Raw genomic sequence first — 19,587 nt, 5'->3', positions numbered from 1 at the left:
CTTCTCTCTTCTTCCGTGCGTCCGTGACGTCCTGGGTTCAGTCGTCTTCGTTGTCGCCGAAGTCGGGACGCACGCCCCGGGCGGCCATGACCTCGTCGTTGGAGGTGCCGGCGGCGACCATCGGCCACACCTGGGCGTCCTCGTGGACGATGAAGTCGATCACGACCGGGCGGTCGTTGATGGCATTGGCCTTGGCGATGACCGCATCCAGTTCGGCAGGGTCCTCGCAGCGCATCGCGACACAGCCCATCGCCTCGGACAGCTTCACGAAGTCCGGGACGCGGGTGCCGCCGCTGGCCTTGCCCGCCGTCACAAGGCCGTCGGACTCGGGGCCGCTGTGCAGCACGGTGTTGGAGTAGCGCTGGTTGTAGAAGAGGGTCTGCCACTGGCGGACCATGCCCAGCGCGCCGTTGTTGATGATCGCGACCTTGATCGGGATGTTGTTCAGCGCGCAGGTGACCAGCTCCTGATTGGTCATCTGGAAGCAGCCGTCGCCGTCGATCGCCCAGACCGTGCGGCCCGGCTGTCCGGCCTTGGCGCCCATCGCGGCGGGCACCGCGTAGCCCATGGTCCCGGCGCCGCCGGAGTTCAGCCAGGTCGCGGGCCGCTCGTAGTTGATGAAGTGGGCGGCCCACATCTGGTGCTGGCCCACGCCCGCGGCGTAGATGGTGTCGGCGGGGGCGAGCTCGCCGATCCGCTGGATGACCTGCTGCGGGGAGAGGCTGCCGTCGTCCGGCAGGTCGTAGCCCAGCGGGTAGGTGTCGCGCCAGCGGTTGAGGTCCTTCCACCAGGCGCTGTAGTCACCCCTGTGGCCGGCGTCGTACTCGGCCTGGACGGCGACGATCAGGTCGGCGATGACCTCGCGGGCGTCACCGACGATCGGCACATCGGCGACGCGGTTCTTGCCGATCTCCGCCGGGTCGATGTCGGCGTGCACGACCTTGGCGTACGGCGCGAAGGAGTCCAGCTTGCCGGTGACGCGGTCGTCGAAGCGGGCGCCGAGGGTGATCAGCAGGTCCGACTTCTGCAGCGCGGTGACGGCGGTGACGGCGCCGTGCATGCCGGGCATGCCGACGTGCTGCGGGTGGCTGTCGGGGAAGGAGCCCAGCGCCATCAGGGTGGTGGTGACCGGGGCGCCGGTGAGCTCGGCGAGCACCTTGAGCTCGGCGGTGGCGCCGGCCTTCATCACACCGCCGCCGACGTAGAGCACCGGGCGCTTGGACTCGACGATCAGCCGGGCGGCCTCGCGGATCTGCTTGGCGTGCGGCTTGGTCACCGGGCGGTAGCCGGGCAGCTCGGTGTGCGGCGGCCAGACGAAGGTGGTCTGCGCCTGGAGGGCGTCCTTGGCGATGTCGACCAGGACCGGGCCGGGGCGGCCGGTGGAGGCGATGTGGAACGCCTCGGCGATCGTCCGGGGGATCTCGGCCGGGTCGGTGACCAGGAAGTTGTGCTTGGTGATCGGCATCGTGATGCCGCAGATGTCCGCCTCCTGGAAGGCGTCCGTGCCGATCGCCTTGGACGCGACCTGACCGGTGATCGCGACCAGCGGGACGGAGTCCATATGGGCGTCGGCGATCGGGGTGACGAGGTTGGTGGCACCCGGTCCCGAGGTCGCCATGCACACGCCGACCTTGCCGGTGGCCTGGGCATATCCCGTGGCGGCGTGTCCGGCGCCCTGCTCGTGGCGCACCAGGACGTGCCGGACCTTCGAGGAGTCCATCATCGGGTCGTACGCAGGCAGGATCGCACCGCCGGGAATGCCGAATACGGTGTCGGCCCCGACCTCCTCGAGCGAACGGATGAGGGACTGCGCACCCGTGACGTGCTCGACGGTGGCGGACTGCTGCGGTCCGCCGGAGTTACGGGCCCGCGGCTGCGGATGGTGGGCCCCGGAGGCCTGCTCGGTCATCTGCGTCTCTTCTCGAAGCTGAGGGTTTTGACGGGATTTGTGAGGTAGCTGTGCAACAAAAAACCCCCCGTGCCTAGTGGCAAGCGAGGGGAGCGCGTCGGAGCGGTTCGCTGGGCATCATCAGGGCCCTGGCTTCAGCCGACGCGCTTTCCAAGTACGAGAATTCGGGTGCGCATGGCACTGACCCTCTCCCCGCCGTGCACCGAGTGTCAAGTGGGTGGGACGGGGGTCTCACTATTTGAGCGCAATGGCGGATGCACGAGCGAATCCGGACCCGCCGTACCTGCCCGCCTCACGGGCAGTCCGCTGCCGCTGAGCACCACCGCGCGCCCCTCTCCCTCGGGGTCGGGCACCGGGTAACTGCCGCGGGACAGGGCGCTCCGCAGCCGGTGCTCGTCCAGCGGCCCGGCGAAGGCCAGGCCCTGGCCGTGGGTGCAGCCCATGGAGCGCAGTGCGAGGACCTGTTCGGGCAGATCGACGCCGTCCGCGACGGACTGCATCCCGAGGTCGGCGGCGATCCGCAGCAGCCCGGCGGTGATCTTGTGCAGCCGGGGAGACTCCACGACGCCGTCGACCAGGCCGCGGTCCAGCCGCAGGACGTCGATGGGGAGCCGCCGCAGCGCGGTGATGGCGGCGTAGCCGCTGCCGAAGCCGTCCAGGGCGATCCGTACGCCCAGCCGGCGCAGCGCCACCAGGCGGCGCTCCAGCTCGTCCAGGGGGACGCGGGGGTCGCTTTCGGCCAATTCCAGGACGAGCGAGCCCGAGGGCAGGCCGTGCCGGGTGAGCAGCGCCTCGACGGCCTTGGGGGGCATCCCCGTCCGGCCGCCGTCCAGCAGCCGGCGAGCGGAGAGCCGGATGGCGACCGGGACGGTGTGGCCCGCGCGCTGCCGCGCCGCGGCCTGCTCGACGACCTCCTCCAGCTGCCAGCGGCTCAGCTCCGCGGCGCGCTCGCCGTCCTCCGTGCGCCGGCCGCGGTCGCCGACCCGCAGGAACTCGGCGGGGGTGAACCAGATGCCCTCGGCGGAACGCCAGCGAGCGTGCGCGGCGACCGCGGTGACCTTGCCGCTGGAGAGCTCCACCACCGGCTGGTGCAGCAGCGCGAACTCGCCGTCATGCAGCGCCGTACGCAGTTTGGTGGCGAGCTCGGCACGCTGCACCACCTCGGTCTGCATCTGCGGGGCGTACATCTCCACCCGGCCCTTGCCGGCCTGCTTGGCGCGGTACATCGCCATGTCGGCGTTGCGCAGCAGAGCGGCCGGGGTGACGCCCGGGTCGGCGAAGGCGACGCCGATGCTGGCCGCGACGCGGACGTCCCGGCCGTCGATGCGGTACGGCTCGGAGAGCTTGATGCGCAGCCGGTCGGCGATCTCATGGACGCGGAATTCCCGGGCCGCGCGGTCGCGGGTACCGTCGCCCGTGATCAGCGCGGCGAACTCGTCGCCGCCGAGCCGCGCCGCTATGTCTCCCGAGCGCACCGAATCGCCGAGCCTGCGGGCGGCCTGCACCAGCAGTTCGTCGCCGGCCTGGTGCCCGATGGTGTCGTTGACCTGTTTGAAGCCGTCCAGGTCGATGTAGAGCACGGCGGTGTCGTGGTCGCTGGCGCGCCGGCCGGTGACGGCCTGGCTGACCCGGTCGGTGAACAGCGCGCGGTTGGGCAGGTCGGTGAGGGCGTCGTGCGAGGCGTTGTGCTGGAGCTGGGCCTGCAGTCGGACCCGCTCGGTGACATCGCGGGAGTTGAAGATCAGGCCGCCGTGGTGGCGGTTGACCGTGGACTCGACGTTCAGCCAGCCGTCGCCGCCGGAGCGCTGCTCACCGGCCCGGAAGCGGCATTCGATACGGGTGGTCGGTTCCTGTTCGGGGGCGGCGGCGAGGAACCTGCGCACCTCGTGCACCACCCGCCCCAGGTCCTCGGGATGGATCAGGGAGGCCAGCTCGGAGCCGACCAGCTCCTCCGCCTCACGGCCGTACACGCCCGCCGCGGCGGGGCTCACGTAGCGCAGCACACCGGTCGGGGCGGCGATCATGATGACGTCGCTGGAGCCCTGCACCAGGGAGCGGAAGTGGTTCTCCTTCTGGGCCAGCTCCTGGGTGAGGGTGATGTTGTCGAGCAGCATGATGCCCTGGCGGACGACCAGCGCGAGGACGACCGTGCAGCCGGTGAAGAGCACCACGCGGTCGATGCGCCGCCCGTCCAGGACGTTGGTGAGAATGCCCAGGGTGCAGACGGCGGCGGCGAGATACGGGGTCAGGGCGGCGAGCGAGCCCGCGATGGGGCGGCTGCCGGGCGGCTGGACGCGGCGTGCGGCGCGCTGGAAGTCGTCACCGGCGCGCTCGGGGTCGTCGTGGGCGCCGGCCGTACGGCGGGCGACCCAGGGCGCGTACGCGAGGAGTATCGAACCGGCGAACCAGCCCGCGTCCAGGATCTGGCCGGAGCGGTAGTGCTCGCGCAGCAGCGGCGAGCTGAACAGGGCGTCGCACAGCACCGTCAACGCCAGCGCCGCGATGGCGGTGTTGATCGCGGAGCGGTGCACCGAGGAGCGCCGGAAGTGCAGCGCGAGCACCATGCTCACCAGCACGATGTCCAGCAGCGGGTAGGCGAGCGACAGGGCGCCCTGGGCGACGTTGGCGCCCTGGAAGTGGGTGGTGTGGGCGAGCGCGAGGCTCCAGGAGAGGGTGACCAGGGAGCCGGCGATCAGCCAGGCGTCGAGGCCGAGGCAGACCCAACCGGCCCTGGTGACCGGCCGCTTGGCGAGTACCAGCAGACCGACGATGGCCGGCGGCGCGAACAGCAGAAAGCAGAAGTCGGCGAGGGAGGGGCTGGGCACCGGGGCCCGCAGGACGACTTCGTACCAGCCCCATACACCGTTGCCGAGGCCTGCCATCCCGGAGGAGGCGGCGAACAGCATCCAGGCCGGCCGGAAGCGGCTGCTCGGGTGCTTGCGGGCGTACAGTCCGCAGGAGACGGCCGCGACGAGGGCGGCGACGCTGAGCCCGAAGTCACCCATGAACAGCGCGACTTCGTGTGACCCCCAGCCGACGGCGGCGCCGACGGCATAGCCGCCGCAGACCACCGCCAGGGCGATTTGCGGTGCCACGCTCGGCGGGCCGCCGGCGGAGGCCGGCGGCCTGGAGAGCACCGCCCCCGGGGCGCTCACCGCGTTCTCCCGCTCGCCCGTGCACGACGACGTCGCGATCGGCGCGCCTGAGGATCCAGCAGTATTCCCTCGGGCGCTCGTGGATCGCGCGTATCGCGATTCGCCCATCGGCCGTACATCGCCCGTCGCCCCCCTCGAGTTCCGGATCCTTCGCACCGCGCCGCGCAGACCCCGGCGCCGTCCCCTTTTCCGGACGATACACCAGTTCCGTCACTCAGGGACATAGGGTCTCTACAGAGCGTGACTGACTGGGAGTTGATGAACACCCCCTGCAGTCGTACGGCCTCGTAGAGCTACTCGCAACCGTTTTGGTCAGCTGTAGCTACCACGTTCCGCAAGGGCTCCCCGGCCGCGAAAAGCGTCAACTGGTCCCGCAGAAGCCGCTTCGCACGGGGCAGGAAGGCAGAACTGGGGCCACCGACGTGTGGAGTGATGAGCACGCCGGGAGCGTGCCACAGCGGATGGCCGGCGGGCAGGGGTTCGGGATCGGTGACGTCCAGCGCGGCGCGCAGCCGTCCGGACGCCAATTCGCCGAGCAGTGCGCCGGTGTCGACGATCGCGCCGCGGGCGACGTTCACCAGGAGTGCGCCGTCCTTCATCCGGGCCAGAAAATCGCGTCCGACCAGGCCACGGGTCTCGCCGGTGAGCGGAGTGGCCAGGATGACGACGTCCGCGTCGGGCAGGAGGGCGGACAGGGCAGGGAGTGGATGCACGGGACCGCGCACAGTTTCACGGGCGGTGCGCGCGATGCGCGCCACCCGCGCGCACTCAAAAGGTGTGAGCCGGTCTTCGATGGCACTGCCTATCGAACCGTAGCCCACAATGAGGACGGACTTGTCGGCGAGGGCCGGCTGGAAGCCCGCCCGCCATTCCTCGGCGTCCTGGCCCCGTACGAAACCGGGGATATCGCGCAGCGCCGCCAGCGTCAGGGTGAGCGCCAGCTCGGCCGTGCTGGCGTCGTGCAGGCCGCGGGCGTTGCACAGCTCGGCGCCGGACGGCATCGCGGGCAGACCGGGCAGCATGTGCTCGATCCCGGCGGTCAGCGTCTGTACGGCCTCGACCCGGGCCATCAGGGGCAGCGGGCGCAGGCAGGCCTCCGCGCCCTTCATGTAGGGGACGGCATAGAAGACGCACTCGGCGGGGTCGGCGGGGTAATCGGGACCGGCGTCCCAGTGGACGTAGCGGAACCCCTCGGGGAGGCCGTCGATCTCGTCGGGCGGGATGGGGAGCCAGACGTCTCTCGCGCCGGTGCGGCGATGTGCTGATGCCATGGCCCGAGGCTATGCGAAGAGGCGTTTGGTTCAGACGTTAGTTTGGTGACGGCCCTTGATCGGGGGCGAGGGGACGGAGGCACGACCAGGTGGAGCGCAGGACAATCGGTGCGGCGGCCCTCGAAGTGGGCGCTATCGGACTGGGCTGTATGCCGATGAGCTGGGGGTACACCGAGTCGCAGCGCAGCGGGGAGGGCTCGCTGCGGGCCGTGCACGCCGCGCTCGACCGGGGCTGCAGCCTGCTGGACACCGCCGATATGTACGGCCCCTTCACCAACGAACTGCTCGTCGGCCGGGCGCTCAAGGAGCGGCGCCAGGACGCCTTCGTCTCGACCAAGTGCGGGCTGCTGGTGGGCGAGCAGCACATCGTCGCCAACGGGCGCCCCGGCTACGTCAAACGCGCCTGTGACGCGTCGCTGCGCCGGCTGGGCACCGACCGCATCGATCTCTACCAGCTCCACCGGGCGGACCCCGAGGTGCCCATCGAGGAGACCTGGGGCGCGATGGCGCAGCTGGTGGCCGCGGGAAAGGTGCGGTCCCTGGGGCTGTGTGCGGTGGGCGCGCGGGCGGTACGGCCGCCGCGTGCGGCGCGTATGGAGCGCCGGGCGGGCGCCGGGAGCCGCCTTCCTTCGCGGATGCACGACGGCACACTGCGCCAACTGGAGCGCATCCAGCAGGTGTTCCCGGTCAGCAGCGTCCAGGCCGAACTGTCGGTGTGGTCGCCGGAGGCGCTGGAGGCGCTGCTGCCGTGGTGCGAGTCCCGGGGCGTCGGCTTCCTGGCGGCGATGCCGCTCGGCAACGGCTATCTGACCGGCACCCTCACCCCGGGCCAGGGCTTCGAACCGGAGGACGTACGGGCTCGCCACCCGCGCTTCACCGCCGAGATGATGGCGGCGAACCAGCCGGTGGTGGCGGGGCTGCGGCGGATCGGCGCGCGCTACGGCGCGACGCCCGGCCAGGTGGCCCTGGCCTGGGTGCTGGCGCAGGGCCGCCACGTGGTCCCCGTCCCGGGCACGAAGAAGGAACGCTGGGCCGCCCAGAACGCCAAGGCGGCGGAGCTGGTGCTGAGCCGGGAGGACCTGGCGGAGATCGCGGGTCTGCCGCCCGCCCGGGGCTCTTGGTACTGACCCGGGGGCTTGGTACTGACCCGGGGGGGCTTGGCACCGACCCGGGGCTCTTGGTGCTGACCTCGGGGTCTTGGCACCGAGGGGCGCGCCACCGTCCGCCCCACCCGCCACGATGTGGTCTCCTTGTCCCGCCCGACAACGAGAGGACCCCGCCGTGCAACGCCGTTCCCACACCGCCGTGTTGGCCGTCGCTTCGCTGCTTCTGGCGGCCGGGTGCTCGTCCGCCGGCGCGCCGGCCGCCAACGGGGGGAACACCGCCGCCCCCAAGGGCAAAGGCAAGGACTCCGGCGCTCCGGCGTCGCCGAGCGCCACGCCGTCCGCCACCGCGCCGCCCACCAAGGGGTCGGTCAAGGTCGTCGGCACCCTGACCACCGGGCTGAAGTCGCCCTGGGGCGTCGCGGTGCTGCCGGGCGGGGATCTGCTGGTGGCCTCCCGGGACACCGGGAAGATCGTCCGGGTGTCGGCGGACGACGGGAAGACCACGGAACTGGGCTCGGTACCGGGCGTGGACCCGGAGGGCGAGGGCGGGCTGCTGGGGATCGCGGTGTCCTCGACGTTCGGGGCGGACCACCAGGTGTACGCGTACTTCACCACCGCGTCCGACAACCGCATCGCGCGCATGATCTACGACGAGAAGCGCCCCCAGGGCGACCAGCTCGGTGCGCCCGACACGATCCTGCGGGGCATCCCCAAGGGCCAGATCCACAACGGCGGCCGGATCGCCTTCGGCCCGGACAAGATGCTCTACGCCGGCACCGGGGAGACCGGCGACACCGGGCTCGCGCAGGACAAGACGTCGCTGGGCGGCAAGATCCTGCGGATGACGCCCGACGGCGAGCCGGCGCACGGCAATCCCCAGGCGGATTCGGTGGTCTACGACTACGGCCACCGCAATGTGCAGGGCCTGGCCTGGGACGACGAAAAGCGGCTGTGGGCCTCGGAGTTCGGGCAGGACACCTGGGACGAGCTCAACCTCATCGAGCCGGGCCGCAACTACGGCTGGCCGGAGGCGGAGGGCAAGGCCAAGGGGGACCAGGCGGGCTCCGGGTTCGTGGACCCGGTCGAGGAGTGGAAGACCAAGGACGCCTCGCCCAGCGGCATCGCGTACGCCAGGGGCTCCATCTGGATGGCCTCGCTGCGCGGCGAGCGGCTGTGGCGGATCGCCCTGAACGGCACGAAGCCGGTGGCCGCGCCGCAGGCGTTCCTGAAGGGCAAGTACGGGCGGCTGCGGACCGTGGTCGCGGCCGGCGACGGCTCGTTGTGGCTGGTCACCAGCAACACCGACGGGCGCGGCCACCCTGCCAAGGGCGATGACCGGATTCTCCGTCTGAAGGTGAGCTGATCCCTTGCGGGCAAACTGATCCCCTTTTCGCGCGAGATGCCTACACTCGAAGGCGGGGTGAGGGTGCCTCCCGCTTGCGGGGAGGTCTCGCCGAAAGGGGGCACGTTGTTCAACGTCGTCGAGGAACTGTTCGCACCCGGCCGTAAGCACACCGACGAGGAACGGCAGAAGATGTCGCTCGTCGTCGATGACGTGGGAGACGGCGATCCCGGGTCGGGCCCGATAGACCTCTCGTCCGGCACCGTCGTCGTCCGCCCGCCGCGCCCACAGCCCGCACCGGACGACGCGGACTGAGCGCGCTGTGGGAGCCCGTCAGGTGACGGCCCTGCGGAACATCTGACGGGAGCCGCCCGCCGGGCCCGGGTGCGTGGGCTCGGCGGGGGTGAAGCCGAGGGAGTGGCAGAAGGCGCGGGCGCCGCTGACCGTGGCGCCGGGGTGGTCCGGCCCGAAGGTGGTCACCTGGAGGGTTCCCGGGCCCCGTACGAATCTGCGCGTGGCGTGCGCCATCAGCGTCCGTCCGACGCCCTGCCCGAACCGGTGCTCCACCTGGGCCGCCAGGGCGAGAAAGCCGGCGGCGGCCTGCTAACGGGCGAGCCTGACGATCACCGGGAGGCCGCCCGCCGTATCGGGTACGGGGCGCGGCTCACCGGCTCATCGGCTCATCGGCTCCCCGAACAGTCGTAGCCGATGCGCCACCGCACCCGCCTCGCCGCGGCCGGAGACGCCCAGTTTGGCGAGGATGTTGGAGACATGGACGCTGGCGGTCTTGGGCGAGATGAACAGGGTGTCGGCTATCTGGCGGTTGCTGCGGCCGTCGGCGACCAGACGCAGCACGTCGCGTTCGCGGGGCGTCAGGCCGAGGGAGTCGGCGGGGGCGGGGCCCGCCGGTGAGGAGGGCGCGGCGTCCGGGGCGGGCGCGGCGGTCGCGGTCAGGCCGGGCAGGGGGATGCGGGCGCGCTGGGCGAGGAGTTCGACCTCGTCGGCAAGCGGGCGGGCGCCCATCGTGGCGGCCGCGGCGTGGGCCTGGGCGAGGAGGAGTACGGCGGCCTCGCGCGGGGTGCGGCCGTCCAGCCCGGCGGTGGCCCGCTCGGTGCCGTGGAGCAGCGATTCGGCCCAGCGGTAGCAGGCCCAGGCCAGCTCGTGCGGACGCTCCAGGGGTTCGAAGGCGCCGACCGCCTCGGCCCAGGCGTCCGGCGCCTCCCGGCCCTCGGCGCGACGGAGTTCGGCCTCGACCGCGAGGCCGTAGGCGTCCCAGACCGGGGTGAGGCGGGGCAGGTCCTTGGCGGCGTCGCGGATGCGGGCGAGGATCCCCGCCCGGCCGGGCTCGGCGGCGGGCAGCCCGCGGGTGTCCGACTCGGCGACGGTGGCCGACCAGAGCAGCGGCCAGGCATAGCGCTGGGTGCCGAGCGGGAACCCGGCATCCAGGGTTTGCTGGAGGATGCCGCGGGCGTCGAGGACCCGGCCCTGCCCGGCGGCGATGCGCAGGGCGTGGCGCGCCAGCGGGATGGCGTGCTGGGGCTGGTCGTCGTGGGTGCCGTAGCTCTCCCGGGCGAGGGCCAGTTCGCGCTCGGCGGCGGCGAGGTCGCCCTTGTCGAGGGCGAGGTGGGCGAGGCGGTGGCCGGCCAGCCCCGTGGAGCGGGGGCTCTGGGACAGGCGGCGGGCGTCGGCCGCGGACCGGCTCGCCTCCTCCCAGCGGCCCAGCGAGTGCAGCGACTCGGCGCGGTTGCCCAGCACCCAGCTGGTGTTGTCGTTGAGGCCGTAGCGGGTGGTCAGTTCGATGCCCCGCGCGGCGACCTCGAGGGCCTCCCGGGAGCGGCCGACGCCCTCCAGGTGGGAGGGGAGGTTGATGTGGCCGCGGCCGATGACCGCGAAGTAGCCGCGGTCCACGGACAGTTCGAGTGCGGTGCGGAATTCGGCGAGGCCGCCCTCGACCTCGCCGGCGTCGATCCGCAGGCCCGCCAGCGTCAGCCGGGAATTGAGCTCGGCCTCTTCATCCCCGACCGACCGGGCCAGCTCCACGGCGCGTTCGGCCGTGGCGAAGGTGTCGGGGCCCGGTTCGTGCAGCACCGACCAGCCGGCGACACCGGCCATGACGGCGGCGTGCACGGAAGACGGCGGCAGCCCGCGCATCAGCTCCTGCGCCTTGCCCAGGTCCTGCCAGCCGTCGCCGCGGCCGGTGCGCTGGCAGAGCCGGGAGCGCTGCACCAGGAACCAGGCCTCGCGCAGAGGGTCGTTCTGGTCGCGCAGCGAGCGCAGGGCGCGTTTGGTGATGGTGAAGGCCCGCTCGCCGTCGCCGGACAGCCGGGCGGCGACCGCGATCTCGGCGAGCAGGTCGAGGAAGCGCAGGGCGTCGTCGTCGCAACCGCAGGCCGGATATGCCTCGGCGGAGTCGGGCGGACGCACGCTCTGGCGGACCTCCGGGGGCGCGTCGTCCCACAGCTCCAGGGCCCGGTCCAGCAGCCGCAGCTGCTCGGCGTAGGCATGGCGGCGGCGGGCCTGGACGGAGGCGGCGAGGACGGCGGGCAGCGCCTTGGCGGCGTCATGGGCCTTGTACCAGTAGCTGGCCAGGCGGGCGGCGCAGACATCGGCGCCGACCAGGGAGCGGTTGGCCTCCAGGGCCTCGGCGTAGCGGCGGTTGAGGCGGGTGCGCTCGCCGGGCAGCAGATCGTCGACGACGGCCTCGCGGACGAGGGCATGGCGGAAGCGGTAGCCCGTACCGTCCTGGGTGGGCACCAGGGTGTTGCTGCCGACGGCGGCCCGCAGCGCCGCGATCAGGCCGTCCTCGGGCATCTCGCTGACGGCGGCGAGGAGTTCGTGTTCGACCGTGGAGCCGCCCTCGGAGGCGATGCGCACCACGCGTTGGGCGTCCTCCGGCAGCGCCTCGACGCGCACCAGCAGCAGATCGCGCAGCGGGTCGCTGAGGCCGTGCAGACAGCCGTCGGCGAGGCTGCGGGCCAGCTCCTCGACGAAGAAGGCGTTGCCCTCGGAGCGCTTGAAGACCCGTTCGACGGTGGCTTCTTCGGGCTCGCTGCCGGTGATCCCGGCGAGCTGGGAGCGGACTTCGGCGCGGGTGAAGCGGGCCAGCTCGACGCGCCGGACCGTACGCATCCGGTCGATCTCGGCGAGGAAGGGGCGCAGTGGGTGGCGGCGGTGGATGTCGTCGGAGCGGTACGTCGCCACCAGAAGGACGTTGGCGCCGTGCAGGGCGCGCAGGAGGTAGGCGAGGAGTTCGCGGGTGGAGCGGTCGGCCCAGTGGAGGTCCTCGATGACGATGACCAGGCTGCGCTGCGCGGCCAGCCGCTCCAGGAGGCGGGCGGTCAGCTCGAAGAGGCGGGCGCGGCCGATCTCCTCGTCGTGGGTCTCGCCCGCGGTCTCCCCCAATTCGGGCAGGATGCGGGCGAGTTCCCCCTCCTGGCCGGCGACGGCGGCGGCGAGGTCGACGGGCAGATGTGCGTTGAGGGTGTGCAGGATGGCGGAGAACGGGGCGTAGGGCAGGCCCTCGGAGCCGATCTCGATGCAGCCGCCGAGCGCGACCAGCGCGCCCCGGTCGCGGGCGGATTCGGTGAACTCCTCGATCAGCCGGGTCTTGCCGACCCCGGCTTCACCACCGATGAGCACCGCCTGGGGCGCGCCAGACGCCGCGATACGGGCGAGTGCGTCGCGCAGTGCGGCAAGCTCGGCCGCACGGCCGACGAACACGGGACTGACGGACCAGATCTCCACGCTGCCGAGCATCGCACAGCGGTCCGACAATCCGGCACTGTGTTTCATCACGCGAAACGCCCGGCCCGCTGCGCGGCGACCCGGCGTCAGGCGGCGGCGCGGCGTACCCGCGCCCACCGGCCCCGCTTCGGACTCACCCGCCCTTCGGCTTCGTTCTCCCCGGAACGGGCCGCGACGCGCTGCCCCTCGACCGCCTGCCGCACCAGACGCTGCCGGTCGGCCTCGCGGCGCAGCTCCTCGTAACGGATCCGGATCTCCAGCTCGGAGGTGTGCATGGTGTCTCTCCCGACTGTGGTGGTGCCCTGGTTCGACTGCTTGTCGATGTGCTCAAGCTTCGTCGCCAAGGGGGGTCCACCACATCGGGAGAGTGCCCGATCTCCTTGCCCGTACGGGACTTAGAACCCCGCGGGGCGGCCCGCAGGGGACTTAGAAACCGCCGGGGCGGCCCGTAGGGGACTTAGAGACCGGCGCCGTCCGGCGTACGGGACTCAGGCGCCGGGCGCGGCGCCCTTAGGGATGCTGGGCAGGCTCGCGAACAGGTCGAGGTACATGCCCGCCGAGATGAACAGTCCGAGCACGCCGAGGGCCAGTGCGCCCCAGGCGACGGCCCGTACCCAGGTGGCGCGCGGCCGGGTCAGCACCACCGCGGCGACGATCACGGCGAGCAGTGCGAAGACGCCGTTGACCAGGGCGGTGGTGTGCCAGGGGGTGCCGTAGACGGCGGAGATCTGGTCGGTGGCCTTGCCCGACTGGAGCTTGATCTGGCCCAGGAGGGTCTGCCGCTCGGCCATCAGGGTGCCGAGCCAGGTGCCGGTGAGGGAGGCAAGTCCCAGCCCCGCGGCCACCACGGCACCGGCACCGGCGGCGACCCCGATGGCGGGCCGGTCGGCGCCGTCCCCGGTGTCGTCGGCGGCCTCGGTACCGGCCGCCTCAGTGCCGGCCTCCCGGTCCGTGGTGTCATCGGCCTCGGCAGGGACCGCAGCCTCGGGTTCGGTGCTCGTGCCGGTGGCGCTGTGAGTGGCGGTCTCCTTGGCCGCGTCCGCCTCCGGGGCGGTCTCGTCGTCGGTGCGCTTGTCCGTAGTCGTCGTTCCCATGGGCGCGACCGTAGGTGCCGTGTCTGAGAGTCCGATGAGAGGGGACTCCCGGGCCGGGCGGCACGCCGCGGCACGCCCCCGGGTGCGTCCGGTCTCCTACACCCTGACCAGGGGATTGTCCCCGTCCCGCGGGCCGGGGACCGCGACCGGATCGTTGCTTTCCGGTGGCGGTTCGATGCTGATCCGGGGCAGTCGGCGCTCCAGCCAGGCGGGCAGCCACCAGTTGGCGCCGCCGAGCAGGTGCATCAGGGCGGGGACCAGCAGCGTACGGAGCACAAAGGCATCCAGGGCGACGGCCGCGGCCAGCCCGATGCCGAACATCGCGATGATCCGGTCGCCGCTGAGGATGAACGCCGCGAACACCGCGATCATGATGACCGCCGCGGAGTTGATCACCCGGCTGGTCTCGGCGAGGCCGACCCGTACCGCGCGGCGGTTGTCGTGCGTCAGCTGCCACTCCTCGTACATCCGGGACACCAGGAACACCTGGTAGTCCATGGACAGCCCGAAGAGCACCGAGACCATGATGACCGGCAGGAACGGCTCGATCGGCCCGGCGCTGCCCAGCCCGAGCAGCTCGCTCCCCCACCCCCACTGGAAGATCGCGACGACGATCCCGAAGGACGAGGCGACCGCCGCGATGTTCATCAGGGCGGCCTTCAGGGGGATGCCGATGCTCCGGAAGGCGAGCAGCAGCAGGATCGAGCCGAGCGCGATGACGACGCCGACGAAGAGCGGCAGCTTGCCGACGATGACGGAGGCGAAGTCGTCGTAGCTCGCGGTGATGCCGCCGACGTGCACCCGCATGGTCGTCCCGTCCGCGGCGTCCGGGAGGACGTCGGTGCGCAGGCGATGCACGAGGTCGGAGGTCTGCCGGGACTGCGGTGAGCCGGCCGGTACGACGGTGATCACGCCGGTGCTGCGGCTGCCGTCGAACTCGGGGCCGCTGACCTGGGTGACGCCCGGCGTCTCCCGCAGCTCCCGCGGCAGCCGGTCGAAGGCCAGCCGGTCCTTGGGGCCGTCCAGGCTGCCGACCAGCGTCAGCGGTCCGTTGAACCCGGGCCCGAAGCCGCCCCCGTCTGCGCCGCCACCCGCCAGCAGGTCGTACGCCTTACGGGTCGTCGACGTGGCCGGGTCATTGCCCTGGTCGGAGGTGCCCAGGTGGAGGCCGAAGGCGGGCAGGGCGAGGACGGCCATGACGGCGGCCGCGGTCACCCCCAGCAGCTTGGGGTGGCGCTCGACGAAGGAAGCCCAGCGAGCGGCGATGCCGGTGGCCTGCTCGGGCCGCGGGCCGCGCTCGGCCAGCCGCCGGCGCTCGCGGCGGCTGAGCGCCCGCATCCCGATCAGCCCGAGCAGCGCGGGCAGCAGGGTGACGGAGGCGGCGACGGTGAGGACGACGGTGAGCGAGGCGGCGAGGGCGACGCCGTTGAGGAAGCTCAGCCGCAGGATCAGCATGCCGAGCAGCGCGATACAGACGGTGGCCCCGGCGAAGACGACCGCCCGCCCGGACACCGACACGGCCCGTTCGGCGGCCTCCTGGACGGACAGTCCCGCTCGCAGTCCCTTGCGGTGCCGGGTGACGATGAACAGCGCGTAGTCGATGCCGACGCCGAGGCCGATGAGCATGCCCAGCATGGGCGCGAAGTCGGCGACGGTCATGGCGTGGCCGAGCAGGGTGATACCGGCCGAGGCGGTGCCGACGGCGACCAGCGCGGTGATGATCGGCAGGAAGGTCGCGGCGAGCGAGCCGAAGGCGAGGAACAGCACCACGGCCGCCGCGCCCAGCCCGATGATTTCCGGCAGTTGGGCGCGCGGCGCCTGGGTCAGTGCGATCCCGGCGCCGCCCAGCTCCACCTGGAGGCCGTCGCCGGAGGCGGCCTGCGCGGTGTCCACGACCTTTTTGACCTGGCCGGCGCGCAGCTCGTCGGCCGGCCGGTCGAAGACGACGGAGGCGTAGGCGGTGTGCCTGTCCTTGCTGATCTGCCGGGCGCCTTCGCCGGTCCCCGACGCATGGCGGGAGCCGTCGCCCGGCCGGCCGTACGGGCCGTGCACCTCGGCGACCCCGGGCAGCGCGGCGACCTTCCGCAGGGTGTGCGTCATCCGCTCCTTGACCGCGCCGGCCCGTACCGAGCCCGCATCCGTATGCCAGACGAGGGTGTCGCTGTCCCCGGACTGCCCGGGGAAGGCCTTCGCCATCAGGGCGGCGGCCTGTCCGGATTCGGTCCCGGGAACCTCGTAATCGGTCGAGTACGCGGATCCCATCACCCCCGCGGCGGCCGCGACCCCCGCGAAGGCGGCGAGCCAGAGAACGATCACCACGATGCGGCGCCTGAAACACCACCGAGCCAGAGCGGTCACGGACCTCGTCTGCTTCCCGGGTCGAGCGTCGATAACTCCCGGGTGGCGGGTGGTGCCGAGCGCGGATGTACGGGTACGGGGCGGGCCCGCCGCTGCCGGCGATGGAGCGGCGAGCCCACCTGACAGAGCAGAGTGTCAGCCCGAAAAGATCCTTAGACCTCTTTGTGGATTTCCCCACAAAGAGACGGGAATAGGGAACGCGTCCCGCCGGCCGCCGCCCCGCCTCAGCCGGTGATCGACTCCTCGCCGTTCTCCACATGCCCCATCAGCCTGCGGCGAAAGGACACGTCCTCGGCGACCGTGAGCGCGAGGTCGTACCAGCCGTGCGCGTCCGCGGTCTCATGCGCGACGGTACGGGTGCTGCCGGCCCCTACCTTCACCGTGCGCGGCGCGGTGTCCGCATCCGCCAGCGGTGTGAGGGTGCAGGTCAGATCGCCGCCGCCGTGGTTGACGAGGGTCAGATGGAGCTCCCGCCGCCCGGCGTCGATCCATGTACTGATCTTGACGTCCGCCGCCGCACCCCGGCCCGTACCGCCGAACTCCCGCCGGAACCCGTTCGGCCCGGTCACCGTGAAGCGGTAGGCGCCGCCCTTGACCGGCACCTCCCACTCCGCCGCCCCCCGCACATCGCGGTGCTGCGGCACGTCGTACTCCTTCGCGTACGGGTAGAGCGCGAAGTGCGCGGAGGCCTTCCCGGCGTTGCGCAGGGCCATCCGGAAAACCGCGGCCCCCGGGTCGAAACCGCCGTCGGCGTCCGGCTGGTACGGCAGCGGGCGGGCCGGGCGGCTGCCGCTCTCCTGCCGGGGCAGCGCCTGCTCCAGCGGCGGCCGCGGCGCCCACCGTCCGCTGAACTGCGGGATCGCCCCCGGCTGCGGCACCGCCGGCTGCCGGCGCCCGCGCGAGAAGTCGAAGGCGCCGGTCAGATCCCCGCACACGGTCCGCCGCCAGGCGCCGATGTTCGGCTCTTTCACCCCCGTCCACTTCTCCAGGAACCGGGTGAGGGAGGTGTGGTCGAAGACCTGCGAGCAGGCGTAGCCGCCGACCGTCCACGGCGAGATGACGATCATCGGCACCCGCATGCCCAGTCCGGTGGGCTTCCCGTCCCAGAATTCCCCGTCCGTCCCGGCGGGCGGCACCGGCGGCGGCACGTGGTCGAAGAAGCCGTCGTTCTCGTCGTACGTCAGGAAGAGCGCGGTGTGCCGCCAGACGTCAGGGTTCTTGCCCAGGGCGTCCAGCACCTTGTAGACGATGGTGGCGCTCTCGACCGGCGACGACGACCCCGGGTGCTCGGAGTCCGCGGCCGACGGGACGATGTACGACACCTCCGGCAGTTGGCCGCTCGCCACATCGGCGGCGAAGGCCGTCGCCGTGCTGTCCGGCTCACCGCGCCGCAACGCCCGCTCGAACAGGCTGCGCTCGGCGCGGTTCAGCCCCTTGACGCCCTCCTCCAGCAGCCCCTGCAGCCGCTTGCGCCCGGCCTCGTCGGCCCCGGCCACCTTCCCGTAGAAGGCGGTCATGGTGTGCACCCCGTCCACCTTCACCAGGGCTTTCCTCGCCACTGCCTTGAAGCTCGCATAGAACTCCAGGTTGTTGTCGGTGAAGTTGTCCCACTCCTGGTAGACCTGCCAGCTGTGCCCGGCCTTCTCCAGCCGCTCCGGGTACGTCGTCCACGTGTAGCCGGTGTGGGTGTCCTCCTCGTACGCGTCGTTGCCGACGGCCCGCTTGCCGTTGGGCTCGTAGCCCGTCCAGCCGCTCACCAGGTGGTTGCGGTTGGGGCTGGTGGAGGAGTGGATGGCGCTGTGGTACGCGTCGCAGATGGTGAAGGTGTCCGCGAGCTCGTAGTGCAGCGGGACGTCCTGGCGGTCGTAGTGCGCCATGGTGGCGGCGGTCTTGGCGGTGACCCAGTTGTTCATCCAGCCGCCGTTCCACGCCGTCGCCCCGCCCTCCCAGCCGTGGTCCAGCGCCCCGATGTACTGCAGGTCCTTCTTCTGCGCCGCGGCCGCCTCGCGCACCGAGAAGGGCAGGACATGTCCGAAGCCCAGCAGCCCCGGCTGTTCGTAGACGCTCCTGCCGCCGGGCAGTTCGATCGCGTTGCGGTCGGCGTAGCCGCGCACGCCACGCAGCATCCCGAAGTAGTGGTCGAACGAACGGTTCTCCTGCATCAGCACGACCACATGCCTGATGTCCTTGAGCCCGCCGCCGCCCCGTCCCGGCCGTGCCTCGTCGTCCGCCAGCGCCTGCTGCAACGACGGCGGCAGCAGCGAGCCGGCCATCGCCGCGCCCGCCGCCGCGCCAACTCCCAGTACCCGTCTGCGAGATATCTCAGGTGCCACGCCCGACCTCCCAGTCGACGATCACTCAGCCAGCCACTCGGTCAATGGTCTTGACCCAGCCCATTGAGTTGGTGCGACGGGGACGGTAGTGGACCACCGTGACGGGCGATAGGTACCGGAGTGACAACTTTGGGAACGCTGGGTCTGCCGCCGCGCCTCGATGTCCCGAACGAGGCCGGTGTGCTCCAACAGGAGTATGGGATGCTGCGATCGCAGGCACTCACACCTGAAGACAGCATCAGCCTGCTTGGGGGGCGAGGATGAAGCACCGTCGGCTCGGTACCGACGGGCCGGGCGTCGGCGCGCTCGGCCTCGGCTGCATGGGGATGTCCACCTCGTACGGCGTCCCGGACGACACCGAATCCCTGCGAGCCCTCGACCGCGCGAGCGAGCTGGGCGTGACCCTGCTGGACACCGCGGACGCCTACGGGCGGGGCGCCAACGAGGAGTTCGTCGGGCGCTGGCTGCGCGGCCGTACGGCCGCGCAGCGGGACGGTCTGGTCGTGGCGACCAAGTTCGGGCTGCGGCACGATGACGCCACGGGGCGGGTCAACGCGGTCGACGGCTCGGCCGCCTGGGTGCGCGAGGCGTGCCAGGCCTCGCTGCGCCGCCTCGGTACGGACCGTATCGACCTCTACTACCTGCACCGCCGTGATCCGGCCGTCCCCATCGAGGAGACGGTCGGCGCGATGGCTGAACTGGTCGCGGCGGGCACCGTACGCCACCTCGGCCTCAGCGAGGTGAGCCCGCGGACGCTGCGCCGGGCGCACGCCGTGCATCCCATCAGCGCCGTACAGCTGGAGTACTCCCTCTTCACACGCGACGTCCTGGAAGGCGAGATGCTGGCGACCTGCCGGGAGCTGGGCATCGGCGTCGTCGCGTACTCGCCGCTCGGACGCGGGATGCTGACCGGCGCGCTGACGTCACGCGACGACCTCGTCGCCGAGGACGCCCGGCGCCGGTGGCCGCGGTTCTCCGAGGAGAACATCGACCGCAACCTGCGCCTCGTCCGGGCCCTTCGTACCACCGCCGCCGCCCTCGGCTGCACCCCGGCACAGGCCGTCCTCGCCTGGCTGCTCGCCCAGGGCGAGGACATCGTGCCGATCCCCGGCACCAAGCGCTGCGCCTATCTGGAGGAGAACGTGGCCGCGGCCGGCATCGCGCTCGGCCCGGAAGGGGCGGACCGGCTCCGCGCCGTCGTGCCCGACGGCTCCGTGGCCGGGGAACGCTACCCGCTCGCCGCCCTGGAGCGGCTGGGCCACTGATACCGGCCGG

12 protein-coding genes and 1 pseudogene are annotated in these 19,587 nt (G+C 72.0%); 4 read left to right on the top strand and 9 right to left on the bottom strand.

Annotated features, from left to right (window positions below):
* Positions 1-37: 37 nt before the first annotated feature.
* From ACZ4S3_RS24840 to ACZ4S3_RS24830, 3 genes are all read right to left on the bottom strand, one after another.
* A complete protein-coding gene (locus tag ACZ4S3_RS24840; protein ID WP_467937721.1) occupies positions 38-1,909 on the bottom strand; it encodes an acetolactate synthase large subunit in 1,872 nt (623 codons plus the stop codon).
* Positions 1,910-2,118: 209 nt separating this feature from the next.
* Entirely contained in the window at positions 2,119-5,064 is a 2,946-nt protein-coding gene (locus ACZ4S3_RS24835) for a putative bifunctional diguanylate cyclase/phosphodiesterase (RefSeq protein ID WP_467937719.1), read from the bottom strand.
* A 293-nt stretch (positions 5,065-5,357) separates the two neighbouring features.
* Positions 5,358-6,335 (bottom strand): 2-hydroxyacid dehydrogenase, encoded by a 978-nt coding sequence (locus ACZ4S3_RS24830; RefSeq protein ID WP_467937717.1) that lies wholly within the window; start codon positions 6,333-6,335, stop codon positions 5,358-5,360.
* A gap of 89 nt (positions 6,336-6,424) precedes the next feature.
* On the opposite strand from ACZ4S3_RS24830, the gene ACZ4S3_RS24825 reads away from it, so the two are divergent.
* From ACZ4S3_RS24825 to ACZ4S3_RS24815, 3 genes are all read left to right on the top strand, one after another.
* The gene (locus tag ACZ4S3_RS24825; RefSeq protein ID WP_467937715.1) at positions 6,425-7,462 is read left to right on the top strand and encodes an aldo/keto reductase; all 1,038 of its coding nucleotides are present in this window, start codon (positions 6,425-6,427) and stop codon (positions 7,460-7,462) included.
* 112 nt (positions 7,463-7,574) lie between these two features.
* Positions 7,575-8,804 (top strand): PQQ-dependent sugar dehydrogenase, encoded by a 1,230-nt coding sequence (locus ACZ4S3_RS24820; RefSeq protein ID WP_467937713.1) that lies wholly within the window; start codon positions 7,575-7,577, stop codon positions 8,802-8,804.
* A gap of 105 nt (positions 8,805-8,909) precedes the next feature.
* A complete protein-coding gene (locus ACZ4S3_RS24815) occupies positions 8,910-9,098 on the top strand; it encodes a DUF6191 domain-containing protein (protein ID WP_467937711.1) in 189 nt (62 codons plus the stop codon).
* An 18-nt stretch (positions 9,099-9,116) separates the two neighbouring features.
* Here ACZ4S3_RS24815 and ACZ4S3_RS24810 read toward each other — a convergent pair.
* The 6 genes and pseudogenes from ACZ4S3_RS24810 to ACZ4S3_RS24785 all read right to left on the bottom strand — a co-directional run.
* Positions 9,117-9,347: pseudogene (locus ACZ4S3_RS24810) on the bottom strand (GNAT family N-acetyltransferase); the annotation flags it as partial.
* 108 nt (positions 9,348-9,455) lie between these two features.
* Complete coding sequence (locus ACZ4S3_RS24805; RefSeq protein ID WP_467938060.1) at positions 9,456-12,539, bottom strand: helix-turn-helix transcriptional regulator; 3,084 nt, start codon at positions 12,537-12,539, stop codon at positions 9,456-9,458.
* Between the two features lie 74 nt (positions 12,540-12,613).
* Positions 12,614-12,871 (bottom strand): hypothetical protein, encoded by a 258-nt coding sequence (locus tag ACZ4S3_RS24800; RefSeq protein ID WP_467937709.1) that lies wholly within the window; start codon positions 12,869-12,871, stop codon positions 12,614-12,616.
* Positions 12,872-13,015: 144 nt separating this feature from the next.
* Complete coding sequence (locus ACZ4S3_RS24795) at positions 13,016-13,621, bottom strand: hypothetical protein (protein ID WP_467937708.1); 606 nt, start codon at positions 13,619-13,621, stop codon at positions 13,016-13,018.
* Positions 13,622-13,717: 96 nt separating this feature from the next.
* Positions 13,718-15,979: an MMPL family transporter gene (locus ACZ4S3_RS24790; RefSeq protein WP_467937706.1), complete on the bottom strand. Its 2,262-nt coding sequence runs from the start codon at positions 15,977-15,979 to the stop codon at positions 13,718-13,720.
* A gap of 224 nt (positions 15,980-16,203) precedes the next feature.
* Positions 16,204-18,312 (bottom strand): phosphocholine-specific phospholipase C, encoded by a 2,109-nt coding sequence (locus tag ACZ4S3_RS24785; RefSeq protein WP_467937704.1) that lies wholly within the window; start codon positions 18,310-18,312, stop codon positions 16,204-16,206.
* 260 nt (positions 18,313-18,572) lie between these two features.
* Between ACZ4S3_RS24785 and ACZ4S3_RS24780 the strand changes: the two genes are divergently transcribed.
* Positions 18,573-19,577 carry an aldo/keto reductase gene (locus ACZ4S3_RS24780; RefSeq protein WP_467937703.1) on the top strand — a complete coding sequence of 335 codons (1,005 nt, stop codon included), beginning with the start codon at positions 18,573-18,575 and terminating at the stop codon, positions 19,575-19,577.
* The last annotated feature ends 10 nt before the right edge of the window (positions 19,578-19,587 follow it).

It is taken from the genome of Streptomyces sp. NPDC028368 (genome assembly GCF_055565615.1).
This window is presented reverse-complemented; position numbering and strand designations above follow the sequence as displayed.